Source organism: Campylobacter showae (assembly GCF_900699785.1).
GTDB lineage: Bacteria > Campylobacterota > Campylobacteria > Campylobacterales > Campylobacteraceae > Campylobacter_A > Campylobacter_A showae_D.
In genome coordinates this window covers 990,429-1,010,361 of the sequence record NZ_LR535679.1, presented here as the reverse complement: position 1 = coordinate 1,010,361, position 19,933 = coordinate 990,429, and the positions used below count along the sequence as shown (strand labels likewise).

General features: G+C 38.4%; 24 protein-coding genes. 18 read left to right on the top strand and 6 right to left on the bottom strand.

Annotation, left to right across the window (positions count from 1 at the left end; translation table 11 throughout):
• Positions 1-73: 73 nt before the first annotated feature.
• Positions 74-334: a hypothetical protein gene (locus E4V70_RS10950; RefSeq protein WP_232037822.1), complete on the bottom strand. Its 261-nt coding sequence runs from the start codon at positions 332-334 to the stop codon at positions 74-76.
• Positions 319-678, bottom strand: coding sequence for an AAA family ATPase (locus E4V70_RS10945; protein ID WP_232037821.1), 360 nt, complete (start codon positions 676-678; stop codon positions 319-321). Before E4V70_RS10945 ends, E4V70_RS10950 begins: the two co-directional genes overlap by 16 nt.
• Before the next feature lie 501 nt (positions 679-1,179).
• On the opposite strand from E4V70_RS10945, the gene E4V70_RS05040 reads away from it, so the two are divergent.
• The 6 genes from E4V70_RS05040 (at position 1,180) to E4V70_RS05015 (ending at position 6,652) form a co-directional block, all read left to right on the top strand.
• A complete protein-coding gene (locus tag E4V70_RS05040; protein ID WP_122863430.1) occupies positions 1,180-1,944 on the top strand; it encodes a DUF1722 domain-containing protein in 765 nt (254 codons plus the stop codon).
• A gap of 156 nt (positions 1,945-2,100) precedes the next feature.
• The gene (locus tag E4V70_RS05035) at positions 2,101-3,351 is read left to right on the top strand and encodes a lactate racemase domain-containing protein (protein WP_122863431.1); all 1,251 of its coding nucleotides are present in this window, start codon (positions 2,101-2,103) and stop codon (positions 3,349-3,351) included.
• Positions 3,352-3,353: 2 nt separating this feature from the next.
• The gene (gene larC / locus E4V70_RS05030) at positions 3,354-4,757 is read left to right on the top strand and encodes a nickel pincer cofactor biosynthesis protein LarC (protein ID WP_122863432.1); all 1,404 of its coding nucleotides are present in this window, start codon (positions 3,354-3,356) and stop codon (positions 4,755-4,757) included.
• Positions 4,729-5,505 carry an ATP-dependent sacrificial sulfur transferase LarE gene (gene larE / locus E4V70_RS05025; protein WP_122863433.1) on the top strand — a complete coding sequence of 259 codons (777 nt, stop codon included), beginning with the start codon at positions 4,729-4,731 and terminating at the stop codon, positions 5,503-5,505. Before larC ends, larE begins: the two co-directional genes overlap by 29 nt.
• Positions 5,495-6,241: a nickel pincer cofactor biosynthesis protein LarB gene (gene larB / locus E4V70_RS05020; protein ID WP_122863434.1), complete on the top strand. Its 747-nt coding sequence runs from the start codon at positions 5,495-5,497 to the stop codon at positions 6,239-6,241. Before larE ends, larB begins: the two co-directional genes overlap by 11 nt.
• A 96-nt stretch (positions 6,242-6,337) precedes the next feature.
• On the top strand, positions 6,338-6,652 hold the full coding sequence (locus E4V70_RS05015; protein ID WP_122863435.1) for a hypothetical protein: 315 nt from the start codon (positions 6,338-6,340) through the stop codon (positions 6,650-6,652).
• A 2-nt stretch (positions 6,653-6,654) separates the two neighbouring features.
• Here the strand turns inward: E4V70_RS05015 and E4V70_RS05010 are convergent, their stop codons facing one another.
• The 4 genes from E4V70_RS05010 to E4V70_RS04995 are packed head-to-tail and all read right to left on the bottom strand — an operon-like array spanning position 6,655 to position 9,444.
• A complete protein-coding gene (locus E4V70_RS05010; RefSeq protein ID WP_122863436.1) occupies positions 6,655-7,128 on the bottom strand; it encodes a GNAT family N-acetyltransferase in 474 nt (157 codons plus the stop codon).
• Positions 7,115-8,029, bottom strand: a complete 915-nt coding sequence (locus E4V70_RS05005; RefSeq protein WP_232037819.1) for a hypothetical protein — start codon at positions 8,027-8,029, stop codon at positions 7,115-7,117. Before E4V70_RS05005 ends, E4V70_RS05010 begins: the two co-directional genes overlap by 14 nt.
• 10 nt (positions 8,030-8,039) lie before the next feature.
• Entirely contained in the window at positions 8,040-8,408 is a 369-nt protein-coding gene (locus tag E4V70_RS05000) for an ASCH domain-containing protein (RefSeq protein WP_103580452.1), read from the bottom strand.
• Positions 8,386-9,444, bottom strand: coding sequence for a GNAT family N-acetyltransferase (locus E4V70_RS04995; RefSeq protein WP_122863437.1), 1,059 nt, complete (start codon positions 9,442-9,444; stop codon positions 8,386-8,388). The genes E4V70_RS05000 and E4V70_RS04995 overlap by 23 nt, the downstream gene beginning before the upstream one ends.
• A gap of 243 nt (positions 9,445-9,687) precedes the next feature.
• Between E4V70_RS04995 and E4V70_RS04990 the strand changes: the two genes are divergently transcribed.
• The 12 genes from E4V70_RS04990 (at position 9,688) to E4V70_RS04930 (ending at position 19,748) form a co-directional block, all read left to right on the top strand.
• Complete coding sequence (locus E4V70_RS04990) at positions 9,688-10,107, top strand: ribosomal maturation YjgA family protein (protein WP_232037818.1); 420 nt, start codon at positions 9,688-9,690, stop codon at positions 10,105-10,107.
• 13 nt (positions 10,108-10,120) lie between these two features.
• The gene (gene ttdA, locus E4V70_RS04985) at positions 10,121-11,020 is read left to right on the top strand and encodes a L(+)-tartrate dehydratase subunit alpha (protein WP_122863438.1); all 900 of its coding nucleotides are present in this window, start codon (positions 10,121-10,123) and stop codon (positions 11,018-11,020) included.
• Positions 11,021-11,117: 97 nt separating this feature from the next.
• Positions 11,118-11,420, top strand: a complete 303-nt coding sequence (locus E4V70_RS10710) for a hypothetical protein (protein ID WP_163026473.1) — start codon at positions 11,118-11,120, stop codon at positions 11,418-11,420.
• A 49-nt stretch (positions 11,421-11,469) separates the two neighbouring features.
• Positions 11,470-11,772 carry a transposase gene (locus tag E4V70_RS10835; protein ID WP_051282770.1) on the top strand — a complete coding sequence of 101 codons (303 nt, stop codon included), beginning with the start codon at positions 11,470-11,472 and terminating at the stop codon, positions 11,770-11,772.
• 52 nt (positions 11,773-11,824) lie between these two features.
• Complete coding sequence (locus E4V70_RS04970) at positions 11,825-12,847, top strand: FecCD family ABC transporter permease (RefSeq protein WP_122863257.1); 1,023 nt, start codon at positions 11,825-11,827, stop codon at positions 12,845-12,847.
• Positions 12,844-13,629, top strand: coding sequence for an ABC transporter ATP-binding protein (locus E4V70_RS04965; RefSeq protein ID WP_009295486.1), 786 nt, complete (start codon positions 12,844-12,846; stop codon positions 13,627-13,629). The genes E4V70_RS04970 and E4V70_RS04965 overlap by 4 nt, the downstream gene beginning before the upstream one ends.
• A gap of 23 nt (positions 13,630-13,652) precedes the next feature.
• Positions 13,653-14,600: an aldo/keto reductase gene (locus E4V70_RS04960; RefSeq protein ID WP_021086681.1), complete on the top strand. Its 948-nt coding sequence runs from the start codon at positions 13,653-13,655 to the stop codon at positions 14,598-14,600.
• Between the two features lie 17 nt (positions 14,601-14,617).
• The gene (locus E4V70_RS04955; RefSeq protein WP_103578053.1) at positions 14,618-15,727 is read left to right on the top strand and encodes an ABC transporter substrate-binding protein; all 1,110 of its coding nucleotides are present in this window, start codon (positions 14,618-14,620) and stop codon (positions 15,725-15,727) included.
• A gap of 119 nt (positions 15,728-15,846) precedes the next feature.
• Complete coding sequence (locus tag E4V70_RS04950) at positions 15,847-16,359, top strand: hypothetical protein (RefSeq protein WP_122863256.1); 513 nt, start codon at positions 15,847-15,849, stop codon at positions 16,357-16,359.
• A gap of 494 nt (positions 16,360-16,853) precedes the next feature.
• Positions 16,854-17,330 (top strand): hypothetical protein, encoded by a 477-nt coding sequence (locus E4V70_RS04940; protein WP_172603248.1) that lies wholly within the window; start codon positions 16,854-16,856, stop codon positions 17,328-17,330.
• A 489-nt stretch (positions 17,331-17,819) separates the two neighbouring features.
• Positions 17,820-18,647 carry a cell surface protein gene (locus E4V70_RS04935; RefSeq protein ID WP_122863254.1) on the top strand — a complete coding sequence of 276 codons (828 nt, stop codon included), beginning with the start codon at positions 17,820-17,822 and terminating at the stop codon, positions 18,645-18,647.
• A gap of 9 nt (positions 18,648-18,656) precedes the next feature.
• Positions 18,657-19,748 (top strand): hypothetical protein, encoded by a 1,092-nt coding sequence (locus E4V70_RS04930; protein ID WP_122863667.1) that lies wholly within the window; start codon positions 18,657-18,659, stop codon positions 19,746-19,748.
• The last annotated feature ends 185 nt before the right edge of the window (positions 19,749-19,933 follow it).

Here is a 19,933-nt window from a genome sequence, read left to right as displayed (position 1 = left end):
TTGTAACTTACTTTGGATAAATAGGTTTTAAAAAGGATTTACACGGATGGATTTACACTCTCTATTTCTGATGTTACCTATCTCTTTGGCGTCTGATTCTATATGTTCTTATATATGAGCTAAACCAGAGATATTTTGATTTTTCAGAGCTTATCTTTGTGATCTCTGGGTAGCCGCCATTTATGATCTTCTCAGATAAGCCGTCGTTGTCGTATTTTCTAAATGCTAAATGGCTTATATCGCTACTTAAAATATCTATCAAATTTTCATCACTATGACTTAACTCTTTTTGAGAAAGCGGGTAAAGCTCTACTATGCCTATCCTGCCAGCCAAAGAGTCCGAGATATTTTAAAGCCTTTCAAATTTGCAGAGCCAGTTAGTATGAACTGACCGTTTGTTCTGTTTTTATCTACAAATTCTTTTATTGTTAAAAGCAGTATGGGAACTCTTTGTATCTCATCTATTACTATGGGCTTATCGCAATGCTCTATAAAGCCTTTGGGATCGTTTCTCGCTGCTTCATAGATATTTATATCGTCAAGTGTTATGTAGTTTGGTATATCTAAATTTAAAGCAAGGGTTGATTTGCCAACTTGTCTAGCTCTGCTTATCAAAAGCACAGGAAAGCTTTTCATATACTCTTTTATTTCATCGCTTATGGCTCGTTTGATGTACATAGTATTTTATCCTTAAAAATTTAGGAGTACAATACTACAATATATATAAATTTACAAGGATGGTTTGGTTAAGATAATTGTATATTTAAATTTAATTCGAATTAAAACTGGTAAGATTAAGTCAGTCACTGTGATTTTCCATCATACTGAGTATTTTATTGGTAGAGTTTTAAGCAATATCACCTCAGATTTTCATATTGACAAATGGCAGTCAAATTTTCCCTCAAAAGGAGCAGCACAATAACCATTTTTGGAATATTGCACAGGCTCTTTTGTACTGCGACCTAACTTCCCAATAAATTTTACCTCATAACTTTATCCAGTAGTGATTTATAACTATCCACTACGTCATAGACCACGCTATCATTGCTTATAGCCTTAAAATGCTCCTTTGTGCAGTGGATTTTAGATTCTTCGATTTGGCGAAGCTACATAGAGTTCATAGACCCTTTAGTCTCCGCAACAAAATAAATGTGCTTGATATCACCCTCATAAAATGCAATCGCCCTAAAAAGACAAACCTCTCCAGATACATCAGTCATATATATAGACGAATTTAAAGGAAATATAGAAAAAGAGAAATATCAGCTAGCGATGTATGATAAAAACCGTAAACTAGTAGATATATTAAGAAATAGACATTCACAAACAATAAAAAATATAATAAACGAATTTGAAATACAACCACAAGTAGTTGTAATGGATATGTTTAAGCCATTTAGAAGCGTAATAAATAGTAATATAGTTCAGGCCCAAATAGTAGCAGATAAATATCATGTAATAAGACAAGGGATATGGGCATTAAGAGATTTAAGAGTAGAATTATTTAACAAAGACAATGAAAAGTATAAGAAGTTAAAAAAATATTGGAAAATACTAAGTAAAAGCCCAATAAGTCAGTTTAGTCAAAGACAAAAAGAAATATTAAAAGAAATATTAAAAGTAGATAAGACATTGAAAAAGATGTATAGAATAATAAAAGAATTTTACAAGATGTTTGAGAGCAAGGCAGTAAAGACAATGAAAAGGAGAATAGAGCAATTAATTGAAAAATTGAGAGTATTTAATATAAAGCAAAGTATAAAACTAGCAGATGCAATAACAAGTTGGAAAAAAGAGATAATAAATATAGTAGAATATAAAATAAACAATGGGTTTGTAGAAGGAAATAACAACAAAATAAAAGTAATAAAAAGAGTATCTTATGGACTAAGAAACTATGAAAGATTTAGAAAATTGATATATTTACGTCTTTGCAATAGATAGAGGTGTTTTTACACCCCCACTATTGACAAAGAACCATAATAAATTTTATCCGCTCTATAAATTTAAAAATTGAATACCCTTTTTAAATACATTTAAAAGAAAAATTTATATATAATCCTAATATAAAAAATTAATAATTATACTTAAGGAGCAAACGTGCAAATTCCTATTCGCTACGGCAAAGATGATATCATCGACCTAAGCGTTCCGGAAAAAAATTTACTGGGAGTTTTTAACCCCAACCCCGTGGCTAAATTTGACGAAACGGCGCTCATCGCAAAGGCTCTGGCAAATCCGATAAATCAAAAAAGCTTTGACGAGTTTATCGCGGGCGACGAAAAGATCGTCATCATCGTAAACGACGGCACGCGCCCTACGCCGACGGCAAAAATTTTAAAGCAAATTTACCCGAAAATCCGCGAGAAAAATAAAATTTTCATCATCGCCACGGGCTGCCACAGAGAAGGCACGCTCGATGAGTACGAAATGATCTTTGGCAAAGAAATTTATGCTGAAATCAGAGCCAAAAACGAAGTTCACGACCACGACTCCAAGCACGACGAGATGGTCTTTTTAGGCGAGAGCAAAAACGGCACGCAGATGTATCTAAACAAAATCGTGGCCGAAGCTAAAAAAGTGATCGTCATAGGCTCGGTCGAGCCGCACTATTTCGCGGGTTACACGGGCGGCAGAAAGGCATTTTTGCCGGGCACGGCGTCTTATGAGAGCATCACGCAAAATCATAAACTAGCCCTTAGCACCGACGCACAAGCTCTGCGACTAGAGGGCAACCCCGTGCACGAGGATATGATCGATGCGATGAAAGTTCTTGCACATATCGACGTTTTTTCGATCCAGACGGTGCTTGACAGCGAGCACGGCGTGTATTACGCAAGCGCGGGCGACTTAAACGATAGCTTTTACGACTGCGTGAAAAAGGCAGACGAGGTCTTTTGCGTAAATATCCCGCGCAAGGCCGACATCGTGATCTCGGTCGCGCCCTATCCGATGGACGTCGATCTCTATCAGGCGCAAAAAGCCCTAGATAACGGCAAACTAGCACTTGCGCAGGACGGAATTTTAATAATGGTCGCAAAGTGCCGCACGGGCATCGGACCAAAGCCGTTTTTTGACCTGATGGCCTCCGCCGACACGCCTAAAAAGGTACTCGAAAAGATCAGCGCGGGCTTTAAACTCGGCTATCACAAGGCCGCTAAGATGGCCGAAATATCGCTCTGGGCGCAGACCTGGGCGGTGAGTGATCTAAGCGACGATGAGATGCGCGCCGTGCATCTAAAACCATACCACGACATCCAAAAGGCCGTGGACGACGCGCTCGCGCAAAAGGGCGCGGACGCCAAAATCATCATCCTGCCGTTTGGCTCGATGACGGTGCCTAAGGCCTAGGCTTGGCTAAAATTTTATATTACGACGCGAGCTGCGGTATCAGCGGCGATATGAACTTAGCCGCTCTTGTCGGGCTTGGAGTGGATTTTGGCTATCTTTGCGCCCAGCTTGCTAAGCTAAATTTAGCTAGCGAATTTTACCTACGCAAGCGCAAAGTTCTAAAATGCGGTATCTCCGCAACCAAGATAGACGTCGTTTGCACGGCAAATCGGGGTCAAATTCCGCTTGGCCTCTTGGGCGCTAAATTTAGCCCGCGTCAAAATTTAAACGGCAAAATTAGAGCGGATAAGCCCGCCCAAAATCGCCTGCATCCGCGAAATTTCGCGCAAATTTTAGAGCTTATCGAGAGCTCTAGCCTAAGCGCTTTCGTAAAAAAAACGGCAAGCGAAATTTTTAGCGTTATCGCGCGAGCCGAGGCTAAAATCCACGGCACTAGCGTAGAGCAAGTCCATTTCCACGAAGTGGGCGCCGTAGACAGCATCGCGGACGTAGTGGGCGCGGCTATCTGCTTGGAGGCTTTGGGCGCGCCGCAAATTTTTGCTTCGCCTATCGAGCTTGGCGGCGGTTTTGCGCACTGCGCTCACGGCAGGCTAGCCGTACCCGCGCCTGCTGTTTGCGAAATTTTAAAAGGCGCGCAAGTAAGCTTAGGGCGGGCGAATTTCGAGACGACTACGCCAACGGGAGCGGCGATTTTAAAGGCCTGCGCGCTAAATTTAAGAGAGCAAGATCGTCGCGAACCGCCGAGAAATTTTAAAATTTTAAGCACGGGCTACGGAGCGGGCGATAAAGAGGCCGCGGATTTTGCCAACGCGCTTCGCGTGATACTTTGCGAAACGAGCGAGGATTTAGGCTTGAGAGATGAGCCGAATTTGAGCGCACAAACCGGCTACGGCGAGCTTTGCGAGCAGATTTTAATCTCCACCAATATCGACGACATGGACGCCGAGAGCTTTGCCTTTGCGTGCGATATTTTGCGAGATAGCGGCTCGCTGGACGTATTTAGCAGGTCTATTTTTATGAAAAAGGGGCGCACGGGCTTTGAGCTAAACGCGCTGTGCCGAAAGAGCGACGCCGCGCGGATAAAGGGGCTGATTTTCGCGCATACGACGGCGATCGGAGTTAGAGAGTGCGCCGTGAGGAAAACGGAGCTTGCGCGCGAGTTTTGCGAGGTAGAGACTAAATACGGCAAAATAAGGCTTAAAATTTCGCGTGGCCGAGTTTGCGGTTTTAACGCCGAACAAAATTTAACGGACGAAAATTTAGCCCGAAATTACCCCGAAATTTTAAAAATCAAGCCAGAATTCGAGGACTGCAAAAAAGCCGCGCAGAGATTTCAAACGACGATCCACGAGGTCAGAAACGAGACTTTAAAAAAATATGACGAAACTAGAAATTCTAAAAAATGATATAAAAAAGCTGGAAAATTTAGCCGTAGCGTTTAGCGGCGGCGTGGATAGCTCGCTACTGCTGCGCGTTGCCGCCGATACGCTAGGCCGGCGCGCGGTAGCTATCACGCTAAAATCGCCCTATATGTCGGGGCGCGAGATAAAAGAGGCGGTGGAATTTACCCGTACTTACGGCATCAGGCACGAAATTTTAGAGCTAGACGCGCCCGAAGCGGTAAAAAATAATCCGCAAGATCGCTGCTACGCCTGCAAAAAGGCGGTTTTTACGCGGCTAATCGAGCTGGCAAAACATCTAGGCTTTACAAACGTCGCCGACGGCACGAACCTAGACGATCTTGGCGAATACCGCCCCGGGCTTAAAGCAAAAGACGAGCTTGGCGTACTTTCGCCGCTTAAAGGCCTCAAAAAATCAGAGATTAGAGAGCTTAGCCGCGAGCTTGGACTGCCGACCGCAGATAAGCCCAGCTACGCGTGCCTTCTGACGCGTTTACCGCACGACAGGGAGTTTTCCGCGGAGGAAATTTCGCTCGTGGAACGAGCCGAAAATCTGCTAATCTCGCACGGATTTTTAAACGTTCGCGCGCGCTTTGACGGCAAAGCCTTTAAGCTGCAAATGGGAGCGAGCGAGACGAGGCGCTTTTGCGCGGGAGATTTTAGCGCTGTCGTGCGCGAGATCGCCGCGCTTGGCGAGTATGATATTTTGCTTGATTTAAAGGGGCTTCGCGGGGAGATTTTAAATGACGAATGATGAGGCTTTAAATTTTGTCCGCGCCGTAAAATCGGGCGAAAAAAGCGAGCGCGAGGCGATAGAGTTTTTACGGGATTTTCCTTTTAGCGACACAGGCTGCGCTAAAATCGACGTTCAGCGCGCCATGCGAAACGGCGCGGGCGAGGTGATCTACGGCGAGGGCAAGACTGATGATGAAATTTTACGTATCGCAGAAGCGATCGGCGCGAGGAGGCAAAATATCCTGATAACGCGCACGAACGAGCGAGTTTTTAAGCGGGTGCGCGAGATACTGCCGCAAGCGGAGTTTAACGCTCGCGGCCGCGTGATCAGCATCAAATTTAAAGAGCCCGCGCTCACACAAAGCTACATCGCGATAGTCTCCGCAGGCACCGCCGACGGCGCTGTAGTGGAGGAGGCGTACGAAACGGCGCGATTTCTAGGCAACGACGCACGCAAATTTAGCGACGCGGGCGTGGCCGGACTGCACAGGCTGATCGCAAATTTAGAGCAGATACGCGGCGCAAAGGTCGTGATCGCGGTGGCGGGCATGGAGGGTGCGCTAGCTAGCGTGCTGGCGGGTCTTGTGAGCGTGCCGGTGATCGCGGTGCCCACCAGCGTGGGATACGGCGCGAGTTTCGGCGGGCTAGCGGCGCTACTAGCGATGCTAAACAGCTGCGCAAACGGCGTTAGCGTCGTAAATATCGATAACGGCTTTGGCGCTGCGTATAATGCAAGTCTGATAAATCATTTGTAAAATTACGCCCGCACTCAGACAAATAAACGGAATAAATTTGAGTGCGAGAGCCTATCGATCACAGAAGCAAACCGCAACAGCTACCAAGCCGTAATAGTGCAGTGGCACGATAGTAAAGACGGTAAAGATAAACAAGCTAAGATCGGCGGCGGAGAGCAAACCTATAAGCTAAATATCCCCGAGCCAAAATCAGACAATGAAGCCTTTAAAAAGGGCGAAGCCAAGCTAAACGAACTACGACGCGGCGGAATAAACGGCTCGCTTACCGCCACTGGTAGAGAACTAAGGGCCGGCATAAAACTAAAAATAACCGGCGTAACCAGACTTGAAAATGTAAAATTTAGTATTAAAAGCGTATCGCACAATCTAAACACTATAAGCTATATGATTTATCTGGAGTTTGAGGGGTAGGATTATATTTGATTATAAAAATACTCTTTTTTGCCTTTTCGGTAATACCCATCTATAATGTCTGTAAGTTCAAATTCAAAGTAATCAAATACTTTTTTAAATTCTATTAATTTTTCTTCGGACACTGTCAGGAAAGGCTTTTCTGTTTCTAATTCTATAAAGCTTTGCTTAAAAAGTTTTATGCCGTAGCCTTTATTTTTATAAGGGGGCATAACAGATAAGTGGCATAATTTTTTTTCGTTATATTTTAGTATAGCAAGACCCCTGAGATTATTATCATCACAGGAAGTTATAATTTTTTTTGTCCCGTCTTTTAATGACGGCAGTACATTTGTAAAATACCAAATATCAAAACTTGGATAGTATTTTTTTGCATCTTTGATATAGTTATATAATGTATATTTATTCTGTATCTCTGCCTTTATCAGCTGGGTATGATGCAGTGTTAGGTCGATTGTATTGTCAAAAGGTAACATTAAAAAACCGTTTTAATAAGCAGCAAATAGCATTGTAAATAGCATTAGATATTATGGCCACAAATATTACGAATGATAAGAATTTATATTTTTCGAATTTTGAGCTTTTATGATGAAGGCTTTTTAAGAAAAGCTGATAATTGTCTATCGTACCGTCGCCTAATATTTTATCTTTAAATTGATAGACCGTCATTTTTTGATTTGCATCACTTCCTATATATTGATTCCATAGATTATCTTCTAAAACCCTAAAGCTTTTTATAGGTCTGCTTTTTTCAATCAATTCAGTTGTAGAGTCAAGTATAACGAAAGTATTAATTTCTTTAAATTTTATCCTTTTGTCTGATTGTTTAGTAAATTGCCTATCTAAATTTATTGAAATTCCAATTGTTTTTATCATTTTTATAAACGGATTGACTTTTGTATCTGAAAGAACAGTATCTGTTATCTTATCTCTAATATTCTTAATCCTAAATCTAAAATAGCTGTTTTTCTGTTTTTCTTCTACACTCATTGTTATACTAGAATCGCTATTTATAGTGGTCTTACAAAGTTTTATATCTCCAAGCTTATATTCTCTTAGTCTAAAATTTAATTTATTTTTATCCAAATGAGTCTCTTCGTTAAAAATCATATTTAATGTCTTACCATCACGAAGCTTATCTTTTATGTCTATAAATTCATCCTTAAGTATGTCAAATGGAAACATGATCTCTATATTAAAATTTCTATCAAGATTATTATACTCTTTTCTAGAAATCAATATACCTATTTCTATATACGAATACTCTCTATCGTTTGGCAAAAATATATTTAAATGTAGTACTGCTTCTATTTTATCGGCGATATCTGAATCTAAATTTATAAATATAGCTTGTGTGCAATATGGGTTTATTTTCATCTTTACATTCCTAAATATACATAAACGATTGTGGTGCCACAAAATTTGGGTATTGCAAATAAGGACAAATTGCCTCTTTATATTTATTTGCGGATTTAATCTTAATGGCAAAACCGGTACTCTTGCCATTAAAGTATTTTAGATATCTTTCTTTATCTATGCCAGCGTCCATACTCGTTTTATCCCATAGCTCTTCTGGGCTTGCCTCCAAAATATTATCAACTATAAATTCTCCTATAATTTTTCCAACTGGCTTTGTGGCATATACTTTAATCTTATTAACGTTTTTTTTAAATTTTACCTTTCTAAACTCAAATTTTTTCGTACCATCAAAAATAGCCTCAGCGAATTCCGGCTTAATGGATAATAATGCTGTCATTTACTAAACCTTCTTTTAAAATTGCAAAAAAAGCCTCATCTGTAAGCTTCACAAAACCCCAGTAGGCTTCTTCGTAACCTATAATTTCTCTAATCTTCTTTAAAATAACACGTCTTTTAAATGATATATTGTATGCCATTTTTATTATTTTTGTGTAACTTTTTTTGATAAATATATTCTCTAATTCATCATCAGTAAATATATTATGAGGCTTGCAGTACTTGATGAAATCATACAAGTCACTAAAACTGGATAAATCTTTATATTCTTCTACAACACACAAGGAGGTTACGACGGATGAGTAGTTCGCGCTTTGGGCATTTTTATCTTTTGTTCTATAAATGAGCAAGCAGTCGCCTCTCTTGAGTTGCTCGACACCTTTCATTTCCGTTATATACACCTTATGAATACTATTTGATTCAGACATGTCTTTTAGTATGTCATAGCTTTCTGTGTTTAGCATAGAGTCCGAGAACATACCAGTATGATATTTTGGGTATATACTTAAAAGATATTTGTCGCTTGTCGCATTAATAGCCGGATAGTCCAGCAGTATATCATTTTTTAGTGCCTGCACTTGAGTCGGTATATTTTTTATTAATACTAGCTCATTGATTTTTTTGCCGTGCTGGACAAACCCATATCTTTTTAATAATTTTATTAAAGGTGCTTGTTTTTCAAAAGACGTTACATAGATATTATAAATATTGTTTGCTACGGCAAAATCAAAAATCTTCTTTATAATACGCTCTCCAAGCTTTGTCCCATGCGCATCTATTTTAAGAGTTCCTATCTTTAGCCATGTCACATTTGTGTCAAGTGCCGGACTTATATCCGTATTATCTATTGGGCTTTCTATTTTTAGATACAAAAAAGCCACTATCTTGGTATCATCAAAGAGTATATATGCTTTTTCGCCAGCGTCCGCTTTTTTCGCTATCCATGTATCAAAACCTTTATAGTCTTGCCTTAAAGAGTCGAAAAAGGAATCAGATGTGTTAATTTCACGTATATATTTCTCTTGGATATTTGACATTTTAACACCTCTTGAAATTTTCCAAGCAATTGTATCAAAGATTATCTAATTTTATTCTTTTAAAGCCATCGTCGCAATATCGGCAAGGATCTTTAAAGGTATTTTTTGAATTTAAAACGATAATAAAAAGATTAAAAAAATTTACGTTTCAAATCAAAGTGAAAAATGTGATGTTTTAGCCCACTTTGATTTGAAACGTGGTTTTTACAGCTAAATTTGAAGGCTAAATTTAAAAGGAAAGCGTTGCAAGAGATAAATTTAAGCTTACAAAAGGAAGCTCTAGTAAAAAGGCAAAGCGTGCGAACGAGGCTAGCGTTTTTGGTCATGGCAGTCCTGATTTTAGCGGCTGAAATTTACATAGCGATCTGCGTAAAGGGCGGTTTCGTGCGCCACTACCTGGGCGATGTTTTGGCCGTTATCTTGCTTTACGCTTTGGCTCGGGCTATTTTTAGCAAGCCGCCGTCAAATTTGCCGCTTAAAATTTTCGCGTTCGCGGCAGCCTTGGAGCTCGCGCAGTATTTTGGCGCGGTGCAAATTTTAGGCATAGAAAATAAAATTTTAAAAGTAATGATCGGCGGAACGTTTGATTTCGCCGATCTGCTCTGCTACGCTGCAGGCTGCGTCCTGGCGGGCGCTTATGAAAAATTTGAAAGTAAAATTTGACAAAGGAGAAGCGATGGATAAAGAAAGAGCCGTGCAAAAGATGACCGAGGTCATGGCGAAATTCGTCGGCTACACGGGCAAAGTGCTGCCTGACGACGTGACGGCGAAGCTAAGCGAGCTCGCCGAGCGCGAGACGCAGCCGCTGGCAAAGGAGATCTACAAAACGATGTTTGAAAACCAGCGCCTAGCCAAGGAGCTAGACCGTCCGTCCTGCCAGGATACGGGCGTGATCCAGTTTTTCGTCCGCTGCGGCGCGAATTTCCCGCTCATCGGCGAGCTTGAGGAGCTGCTGCAAGAGGCCGTACTGCGAGCGACGCGCGAGGCTCCGCTGCGCCACAACAGCGTCGAGACCTTTGACGAGTACAACACTGGCAAAAACGTCGGCAAAGGCACGCCTAGCGTATTTTGGGAGATCGTGCCGCAAAGCAGCGAGTGCGAGATACACACCTATATGGCGGGCGGCGGCTGTAGCCTGCCCGGCAAGGCAACCGTACTGATGCCGGGCATGGGTTACGAGGGAGTCGTAAAATTCGTCATGGACATCATGACAAGCTACGGCATAAATGCCTGTCCTCCGCTGCTAGTGGGCGTAGGCATCGGCACCTCGATCGACGTGGCGTCGCTGCTATCTAAAAAAGCGCTGATGAGGCCGCTAGGCTCGCGCAATCCAAACGACCGCGCCGCGCTAACCGAAAAGCTGCTAGAAGATGGTATCAATAAAATCGGCCTCGGCCCGCAAGGCATGAGCGGCGCAAGCTCGGTCATGGGCGTGCATATCGAAAACTGCGCCCGCCACCCAAGCGTCATCGCCGTCGCCGTAAACGTAGGCTGCTGGTCGCACCGCAAAGGCCACATCGTCTGGGACGAAAAGATAAATTTTGCCGTAAAATCGCACAAGGAGTTCGCGCTATGAGTAAGAAAATTTTAACTACGCCGATCGCGCCCGAGGATCTAGCGGATATCAAAATCGGCGACGTGATCTACCTCACGGGGCACATCAGTTTGTAGATTTGGCTAGCACACAAAGAGAGCTAGCAGATGAATTAGGAGCTAAGTTTTTAGAATTTTGTAGTTCATACCTAAATGAAAAATGTGTTATTGCCAAAAGTGAATTTACTTACCAAGAATCTTTTTTGCCAGCAAGCCTAACTATCGAAGCCTACACTAAAAAACCGACTGCTAACACAACAATGGTAGATGCGTACATTGGTAATGTGCATTTTAGGTTAAATTATGATTATGTATATGAAGAGTATGATGATGACCATTTTAAAGATGAATATGTGTATCAATATCTTGACTTTCAAATATAACAAGTGCTATAATATAATCAAGTTATATTTAAAAAAAGGAGGGCAAATCATGGCAAACGGAGATTATGAAGTAACTCATAATAGGATTCTTAATAGTGTAAAGAAAAAATATCATTCATACAAAGGTAAAGTAGGCAAGATTGCTGATAATATAATAGACAGAAATTTTAAAGCTGATAAGCCGTTGCAAAAATGGAGTACTGATGTATCTCAATTTAACTTTTCATGGGGTAAATGCAACATTTCACCAATACTTGATATGTATACAAATGAAATAATCTCTTATGACTTATCCTTAAGTCCTAATTTAGAGCAAATATCTAAAAAAATTTTGTTAACTTCTTTATATTGAGGATAGGAGACTATATAAAAGATTTTTACTATTAATTAGAAAGAGTGGATAAATGGGGAAAGGTTTCTTTAAGAATAAAAAATTATGCATATTGGTTCTCTCTGTATTGCTATTGCTTTTAATACTAACTTTTATTTGTTTAGGAAGATATCCGGTTAGCCCCTATGAAGCATTTATGATTATATACAAAACAATAACCGGAGATGTTAGCGGCTTAGGCGTACATGAAACTAGTGTAGTAATTGACATAAGACTACCTAGAATACTTATGGCAGTTTTAGTAGGTGCAGGGCTATCACTGGCAGGAGCAGCATATCAAACTGTTTTTTCAAACCCTTTAGTTAGCCCGGACTTACTAGGGGTGTCTTCAGGAGCAGGTTTTGGGGCGGCTTTATCTATATTATTATCCCTAGACATGATAGTGACTCAGCATGTTTCTTTGCTTCTGGGGCTTTTAGCAGTTTATATAGTTTTAAACCTATCCAGAGTAAAAAAACGAACAGATTTGTATGTGTTAGTTTTATCCGGAGTAATTGTAAAGTCACTATTTGATGCTTCAATATCATTTATTAAATATATAGCAGATCCGGAAGATAAGCTTCCAACTATCACTATGTGGTTGCTGGGAAGTTTAGCAAGTGTATCCTATAGAGACCTTGTTATTTGTTCAATAATAATAATACCTTGTATTTTCGGCTTCTTTCTATTAAGGTGGAAATTGAATCTTTTATCTCTAGATTCTGATGAGGCTAGGTCTTTAGGAATTAATGTAAAAAAATTACGTATTGTGGTTATCTTACTCTCAACATTGATAACTGCAACTACAGTTTCTGTATGTGGAATTATAGGATGGATAGGTTTAATAATTCCCCATTTGGCGAGAATGGTTATCGGAAATGATAATAGGTACCTTATTCCAACTTGTTGTGTTATGGGAGCAATTTATTTATTACTGATAGATACCCTTTCAAGAGCAGCTACAAGCAATGAAATTCCCATTTCAATATTAACAGCATTTATAGGTGCGCCATTATTCATAACTATACTTAGAAAGAATTCGGGAGAAAGAAGATGATACTCCAAGTTAAAAAAGGTACTTTTTCATATGACAAGAGAAAAATTTTAAAAGATATTTCATTTGATTTAAAAGAAGAAGAAGTAATGTCCATTCTTGGACCCAATGGGGTGGGTAAAACTACTTTCTTAAGGTGTCTTATGGGATTTTTAAAATGGGACACGGGAAAAGCCTTATTGTTCGGCAAAGATATAAATGAATATGCAGAAAAAGAATTATGGGAAAACTTAAGTTATGTTCCTCAAGTTAAGAAAAGTGTGTTTAGTTATGGGGTTTTAGAAATGGTTGTGATGGGTTTAGACAAGGAAAACAGTTTTTTCCATATCCCTACGAAGGAAGATTATGATAAAGCTTATGAAACTTTAAAAGAATTAGGAGTTGAAAAGCTATCAAATAGATACTGTGATGAGCTATCCGGAGGAGAGCTTCAAATGGTTATGATTGCGAGAGCTCTTGTTTCTAATCCAAAACTTCTTATTTTAGATGAACCGGAGTCAAACCTGGATATGAAGAATCAAATTAGAATCATAGAGGCAATTAAACATATAAATGTAAATAAAAAATCTGCTTGCATAATAAACACTCATTTTCCTAGTCATGCATTGCAGATATCTGACAAAACTTTGTTTATCGGTAGTGACTACAAAACAACCTTTGATGAAAGTTCGAAAGCCATTACTGAAGATAACTTACAAAAGTATTTTCAGATCAAAGCTAAAATTTTAATTTTTCAAGCAGAAGAAGTTGAATACAAAACAGTTGCACCTTATAAAGCCATATAGAACTGTTAGAAGGAGGTTAATGAATGGAATATAGAAAATTAGGATCTACAGGCATACAAATTTCAAGAATATCTATGGGAAGTCATCACTTAAAGAATCCCCAAGATATAGATAAACATGCAGAAAATTTCTTCTATGCATATAAACAAGGAATAAATTTCTTTGAAACCGGCGATACTTATGGAAACAATTGTTCAGAACTTATATTAGGTGCAGCCATAAAAGAAATGAAGAAGCATAAAAAACCATTTTATATTATGTCAAAGACACATGCCGGAGATTCTAAAACATTTCGAAAAAATCTTGAAAATTCTTTGAAGAATTTAGGAATAAGTTGTATTGACTCCTTTACTTGTCTTTGGGGTGTAAAATCTTTTGAAGAATGGAGAGGAGCTAAAAACTATGGAGCTATAAGAGAGATGGAAAAAGCAAGAGAAGAAGGACTTATTAAGCATATTACTTTTTCTTCACACTTACAAAATAAAGAACTAATTGAGATGATTGGGGAGTATAAATTTGATTATAGTTTACAGGGCTTTAATATAATTAATTCCAAATACAGATTAAAAGGAATAATGAAGACTCATGAAAAAGATATAGGGACAATAGCTATGAATCCGCTGGCAACAGGAGACTTGTTGCTTTATGAAGATATATTTAACGCTATTCGTATAAAAGAAGACCAAACTTTGGTTCAAGCGGCATATGCATATATTCTGTCCTTTCCTTTTATAGATTCTGTACTGGGAACCTTTAATTCAAAAGATGAAATTAATGAAGCTATTAAAACCCTATATCAAGAACCTTACTCTGCTAAAGAAAGGAGTGAACAAGAAGGAAAATTAAAAGAAAGAATTAATCAAGTTGATTTAGAAAGAAAGATAGAAGTTGGCAAAGCTCTTAGACAAAGACCTCATATATTAAGAGAAGAAGTTGCAGATTTGTTTGGAGTTTATCCACTAAGTGTATAATTTTCAAAGGAGGAAAAATGAAAAGAAGGATTAGTTTATTATTATTTTTAGTACTAGCATTAATTTTAAATGCTTGTGACGGCAGCTCTCAAAGTAATAAAAATGAAATCAGTGAAAACAAGGAAAAAGAAGCTAGTCAAGTGCGAGAAGTTAAAGAGGTAAAAGAAAGCGAATACTCGGTTACTGATGTTAGAGGAAAAACGATTAAATTTGAAAAAACACCGGAAAGAATTGCAACGGTGGACAAGCCTCTTCCGTCTATAATATATGCAATTGATGGAAAGACAGATAAAATTGTAGGATGCAACCCATCTTCTATTAAAGCTTTTGAAGAAAGTGTTTTAAAAAACATGTATCCACAACTAGCTAATGCGAATACTAAATGGTGTTCAAAAGACTCAGTTGTTAACGTGGAAGAGTTATTGAAGCTAAAACCGGATGTAGTGTTTATTTATTCGAATATTGAGAAAGAAATTGAAAAAATGGAAGCTGCAGGACTTAAGGTAGTAGCTTTAAAGAGGGCAGAATTTGACAGTATAAAAGAAAATATAAAAATGATATCTGAAGTACTTCAAAAGAAAGAACGTGGCGACTTATTAGTTGAATATATGGACAAAGGAATTAATGAAGTAACATCAAAGTTAGCTGAAATAAAAGATGAAGATAAACCAAAAGTTATAGAGTTTTATAGTGACATGAAAATAGCTGTAAAAACATACGACCATTGGATGAAACCAAGTGGAGCCTATAATCCGGCCCACGAGCTTAAGGGTAAATTGGCTGAAGTGGACATGGAGCAGATGATTGTATGGAACCCTGATATCATTTATTTAGGAAATCATTCAGACTTAATGCCGGAAGACTTTATTGAAAATAAGCAGGAAGGTAGAGACTGGTCAACAATTAAAGCTGTAGCTAACAAACAAGTATACAAAATTCCTATAGGTGTTTATAGGTGGGATCCTCCTGGGGTTGAAACTCCGCTTACAGTTAAATGGGCTGCAAAAATACAGTATCCACAATTGTTTTCAGATATGGACATGGAAGTAGAGTTAAAGAATTTCTTTGAATATGTATATGATTACAAATTATCAGATGATGAAGTTGCTACAATATTGAGGAAGTAGTTTTAACAAGAAAGGAAGAAACATGGATAAATAAAAGTATTAGAAATATGATTACAAATTATCAGATGATGAAGTTGCTACAATATTGAGGAAGTAGTTTTAACAAGAAAGGAAGAAACATGGATAAAATAAAAGTATTAGAAAAAGGACATGAATTAGAATATAGCTTTGATAATTTACTAAACTATCATGGTGTAGGTTATCCCGGGGGAGTAGCTCATGCATTTCAAGTCATGAGTAGAGCCTTTCCACTTTTAGATGATGGGAAATTATTAGAAAGAAGAGAGATATATCTTATTACAGCATTTCCGGGACCGGGAGGGCTAGATGCTTTTGAAATGGTAACAAGATGCGTAACAGGTGGTAGAATTTCCGTTGATATTAATTTAAAAGAAGCTGAAGAAGTCTTAGAAAGTCCCCATGGAAGATATTATTTTAAATTCAAGTATAGAGATAAAACAGTTGTTATAACCATAAAGCCAGGTTTTGTACTAAAAGAATTTATTGAATTATCAAGAAAAGAAGATAGAAGTGAAGAAGAAGAGACTACTTTGATTCAGATGAAAAAAGATATGGCAGCAAGACTATTGGCCGCTAAGCCCGAAGAAGTATATAACGCAAAAGTTCTATAAAAGAAAAAGAGAAGGGTTTTGATATGTACCCTCTTTACTGGACAAACCAGTAAGGAGGGTATTTTTTGAAAATAAAGATGCGTTTGAGTTATTAGTGTTTGGTTCTTATGGAACAAAATACAGTAATTTTTTAGGCTGTATAATAAATATGGGGTTTTAGGGACTATCCCTAACGAGGTATTTTTGTCTGACTTGTCGGACAAAAAGTATCCTCGCCCAGATGAAATAAAAGATGGCTTTTTTATAGCAGATACCATATATACAGATCCAAGCTGGTTTAGGTTATGTTTTTCGTTGTTTATCGATCCGTTTAAGATAAATCAAATAACATATAGCAAAATATTAAAAAGTCGAGAGTATCAAACAATCTGTGTAAATCACCCCTAACCCTATAACCATTCATCTAAATTTTACTCATACTTTTCTAAGGTATCACTAAAATAGATACTAAGCTGTGGATATATCTTATCCCAGCCTCTTATTTTACCTATTGTATGAGTGATCGTTATTTGGCTGATTTTGTAACTAGTATAAATTGTGATAAAAGATTATTTATAGCTAAAATGACAGAGCCAGCCATTGTAGATCAAAGGCTTATTAGATTTTCTAATACGAATCATTTAGATATAGACGTTATTCATGCTCTATTAAATAGTATCGTGAGTTTATTTTTTCTCGAAGCAAATGGATTTGGTAGAGGTCTAGGTGCACTAGATCTAAGCTCAAGTAGAATTCACGATTGCTTTAAAATTTTAAATCCATTAAGTTTAACAACAGAGCAACAAACCATCATAAAAGAAAAGTTTGAGCCTCTTACTAATGAACAGATTATAGACTTACATAGTGAGCTAGAAAAAGACATTAGGATAGAATTCGATAAGGCTATTCTAAATATCTATGGAATCGAACACCTGTATGAAAATATCAAAAATTCACTATTGTTCTTGTACGATATGCGCACAAAAGTTTAATTTTATTAGCTCAATTGAAGTGTATATTGCATCATTTGCATTAAATAAACCTAACATATTTTGTAATAAACTAAAATTTGTCTGAATCTGGTCAAGATTTTTAGGTGTGTTTGCTACATAATATCGGCTTTTTATAAAAATTAACGTATAGCGCACATTTTAAAGTTACTAAAAATAATAAAGATTGTGCTGCTTGAAAAAAGTAGAAATATTAACAAAAGTCATTAAATTTCAAAATCCACAAAAGCTCTATCGGCGAGATGGTCAGGTTTAACAATAAGACTTATTTGTTTACACCCTCGCCGGATCAAAAATCATTTGAAAGTATCGATATAATGGATACCGTAAAGCAATACTACAAACTATTTAAGGCAGTCGTCCCTAAAGGCGAAACGAATATCTAGCCTGATATTTTATTACTACAATTGGCTTATTGGTTTATGCTAAAGAAAAGTCGTTTTTGTCCGATATAGTCTTAAAGGATTGAAAATGTTAAGCGGCTCAAATTTAAATATTTCTACGGCAAATTTCAAGTCAAATTTAACTCCTGCAGATAAAACCGCTAAGACGAATTTGGCGAACGAGCAAACGGAAATTGCAAAAGAACAAGACAAGGCAAAAGAAAAAAGCCAAATCGACGCCCTTATGCATATACCTATTAAAAATGCGGTAGAAAGCATCATAGATATAGACGAGAGCGAAAAAGGCTGGATAACAAAAACCATAGATAAAATAGACGGCATACTCTCTAAGAAATATACTGCGGACGAGAGGCGAGCGCTGTCTATGAAATATCCACCCGAGACCATGGACGAGGCAAAAGATTTGGTGTTACAGCTTTATGCGAATACTCTCAAAAGGTATTCAAAGGATGGCGAGCCGACTATCCAAGGTAAGCTTTTAGGACTAGGCACCAAAGAGGAACGAGAGGAATTAATCGCTTTTAAAGACTCTTTGCCTGAAGACGGTGCGATGAGCAGCGTCGGAGCTGCTTTGCTGCAAAGAGCCGACATCAGTATAGAAGAATTTAAAAAACTCTATGCGGAAGATATCGAGAAAACTACGAAAGCCCACAAAGAAGCCGTAGCAAAAATCAATCAAGAGATGAGAGAATACAACGAAAATTTAGCTAAGCAAAGAGCCGAAGCCAAATTTAAACCCATACAAGCCACAAGTAAAAGCAAAACATACGCAGATAAAGACGTCAGACGAGAATTCTTTGAAAATTTCTTAAAAGCCGAGCAAGAAAAAGGGACGGATATAACTGAAATTTTAAATCAACTAGCAAGGCTAGGTAAATTTGACGTAAAAGCATAAAGGATTAATATGATAAGCGGCGTAAACGGATTTAACGCAAACGTAAACTATGATTTTAGTAGCGCTCGCGAGCGAAATTTAAAAGCACGCGAGGAAAAAGAGGCAATAAATTTAACCTCAAATTTGGCGCCGTCTCGATCAAATTTGACCGAACCGATCGATTATTATGCTCTCGATCCTGACGAACTGGACGAAAACGAGCTTGCCGTTTGGGCGCAAAACGTGGAGTTTTCAAAACTAAACGACAAGCAACAAAATAGGCTTCTTGCTATAAAAATGGGCTTTAAAAAACCGATATATAAACCTTATGATCCCGTGGTTGCGCGTAAGGCGTATTCGCTAAGCGGCTATACGGAAGATGATAAAATCAGCATTTGGGGCAAGATAAACGGGCTTGATCCAAGTATGAGCAAGGACGAGGTCGCAGAGCTAAAGAAATTTATAGATAGCACGAAGGTCTTGCAAAACAATTCAAACATGGAAAACGATGTTTTTAGCGTAGATGGATTTATGGGTGCGTTTAATGTGGATCTAGGAAGCTTTGGCGTTGGTCATACGAAAGGTACCGGACTTAAAATGGCGGTCGATATGGCAAACCTACTAGACTCCGATATGGATTTGGAAAAATTTAAAGATAAATGGCTTGAGGTTGCCGCCGAAAAGATACTAGGAGAGAATGCAAAGGTCAAAATATCGCTCAAAGATGGCAAGTTAAATTTTGACCAGATATCAGGGAAACGGCCTGCGGTCTTTTGGGGACAAGAGATGGTAGAGCAGGTAAGCTACGTAGACGAAGCAACTAAAAAAGAGTTTTTAAATTTCTTAAAAGATGCGTTTAAAAAAGGCGAGAGTATCGCAGACGTGCTACAAAATATAGCCCTAAAAGAAAGTGCAGTAAGCGATCAAGCTCCCAAAGAAACGGCCGAAGAGAATAAATTTAAACCCATCCAAGCCACGAGCAAAAGCAAGACTTACGAGAACAAAGACATCAGACGAGAATTCTTTGAAAATTTCCTGAAAGCCGAACGCGAAAAGGGGACGGATATAATGGAAATACTGCGCAAAGTGGGCAAGATTGGCAAGACGGATATTATCGCATAATGCCCAAAATCCATACGTGAGTAAGGGTTTAAAAAGCATTTTAAATAAATATTTCGCCGAGGTTGGCGGATCGAGTGCTTACAGGGCAAGTCTCTGCCTATACGAACAAAAAGCGTACAACTTGGGTGAAGTTACGCAAGCTGGTATTGGATTTTGCGGATCTGCAAAAATGGCAAATTTAGCTT

Bases quoted from the DNA above. Each gene is read 5' to 3' on its own strand.
- ttdA (WP_122863438.1), top strand. From the start codon at position 10,121: ATGGATAAAGAAAGAGCCGTGCAAAAGATGACCGAGGTCATGGCGAAA.
- E4V70_RS04965 (WP_009295486.1), top strand. From the start codon at position 12,844: ATGATACTCCAAGTTAAAAAAGGTACTTTTTCATATGACAAGAGAAAA.
- E4V70_RS04930 (WP_122863667.1), top strand. From the start codon at position 18,657: ATGATAAGCGGCGTAAACGGATTTAACGCAAACGTAAACTATGATTTT.
- E4V70_RS05010 (WP_122863436.1), bottom strand. From the start codon at position 7,128: ATGTTACCTTTTGACAATACAATCGACCTAACACTGCATCATACCCAG.
- E4V70_RS10835 (WP_051282770.1), top strand. From the start codon at position 11,470: ATGGCAAACGGAGATTATGAAGTAACTCATAATAGGATTCTTAATAGT.
- E4V70_RS04960 (WP_021086681.1), top strand. From the start codon at position 13,653: ATGGAATATAGAAAATTAGGATCTACAGGCATACAAATTTCAAGAATA.
- larE (WP_122863433.1), top strand. From the start codon at position 4,729: ATGACGAAACTAGAAATTCTAAAAAATGATATAAAAAAGCTGGAAAAT.
- E4V70_RS05005 (WP_232037819.1), bottom strand. From the start codon at position 8,029: ATGAAAATAAACCCATATTGCACACAAGCTATATTTATAAATTTAGAT.
- E4V70_RS04940 (WP_172603248.1), top strand. From the start codon at position 16,854: ATGAGTGATCGTTATTTGGCTGATTTTGTAACTAGTATAAATTGTGAT.
- E4V70_RS04935 (WP_122863254.1), top strand. From the start codon at position 17,820: ATGTTAAGCGGCTCAAATTTAAATATTTCTACGGCAAATTTCAAGTCA.
- E4V70_RS10945 (WP_232037821.1), bottom strand. From the start codon at position 678: ATGTACATCAAACGAGCCATAAGCGATGAAATAAAAGAGTATATGAAA.
- E4V70_RS04950 (WP_122863256.1), top strand. From the start codon at position 15,847: ATGGATAAAATAAAAGTATTAGAAAAAGGACATGAATTAGAATATAGC.
- larB (WP_122863434.1), top strand. From the start codon at position 5,495: ATGACGAATGATGAGGCTTTAAATTTTGTCCGCGCCGTAAAATCGGGC.
- E4V70_RS05000 (WP_103580452.1), bottom strand. From the start codon at position 8,408: ATGACAGCATTATTATCCATTAAGCCGGAATTCGCTGAGGCTATTTTT.
- E4V70_RS04970 (WP_122863257.1), top strand. From the start codon at position 11,825: ATGGGGAAAGGTTTCTTTAAGAATAAAAAATTATGCATATTGGTTCTC.
- E4V70_RS04955 (WP_103578053.1), top strand. From the start codon at position 14,618: ATGAAAAGAAGGATTAGTTTATTATTATTTTTAGTACTAGCATTAATT.
- E4V70_RS04995 (WP_122863437.1), bottom strand. From the start codon at position 9,444: ATGTCAAATATCCAAGAGAAATATATACGTGAAATTAACACATCTGAT.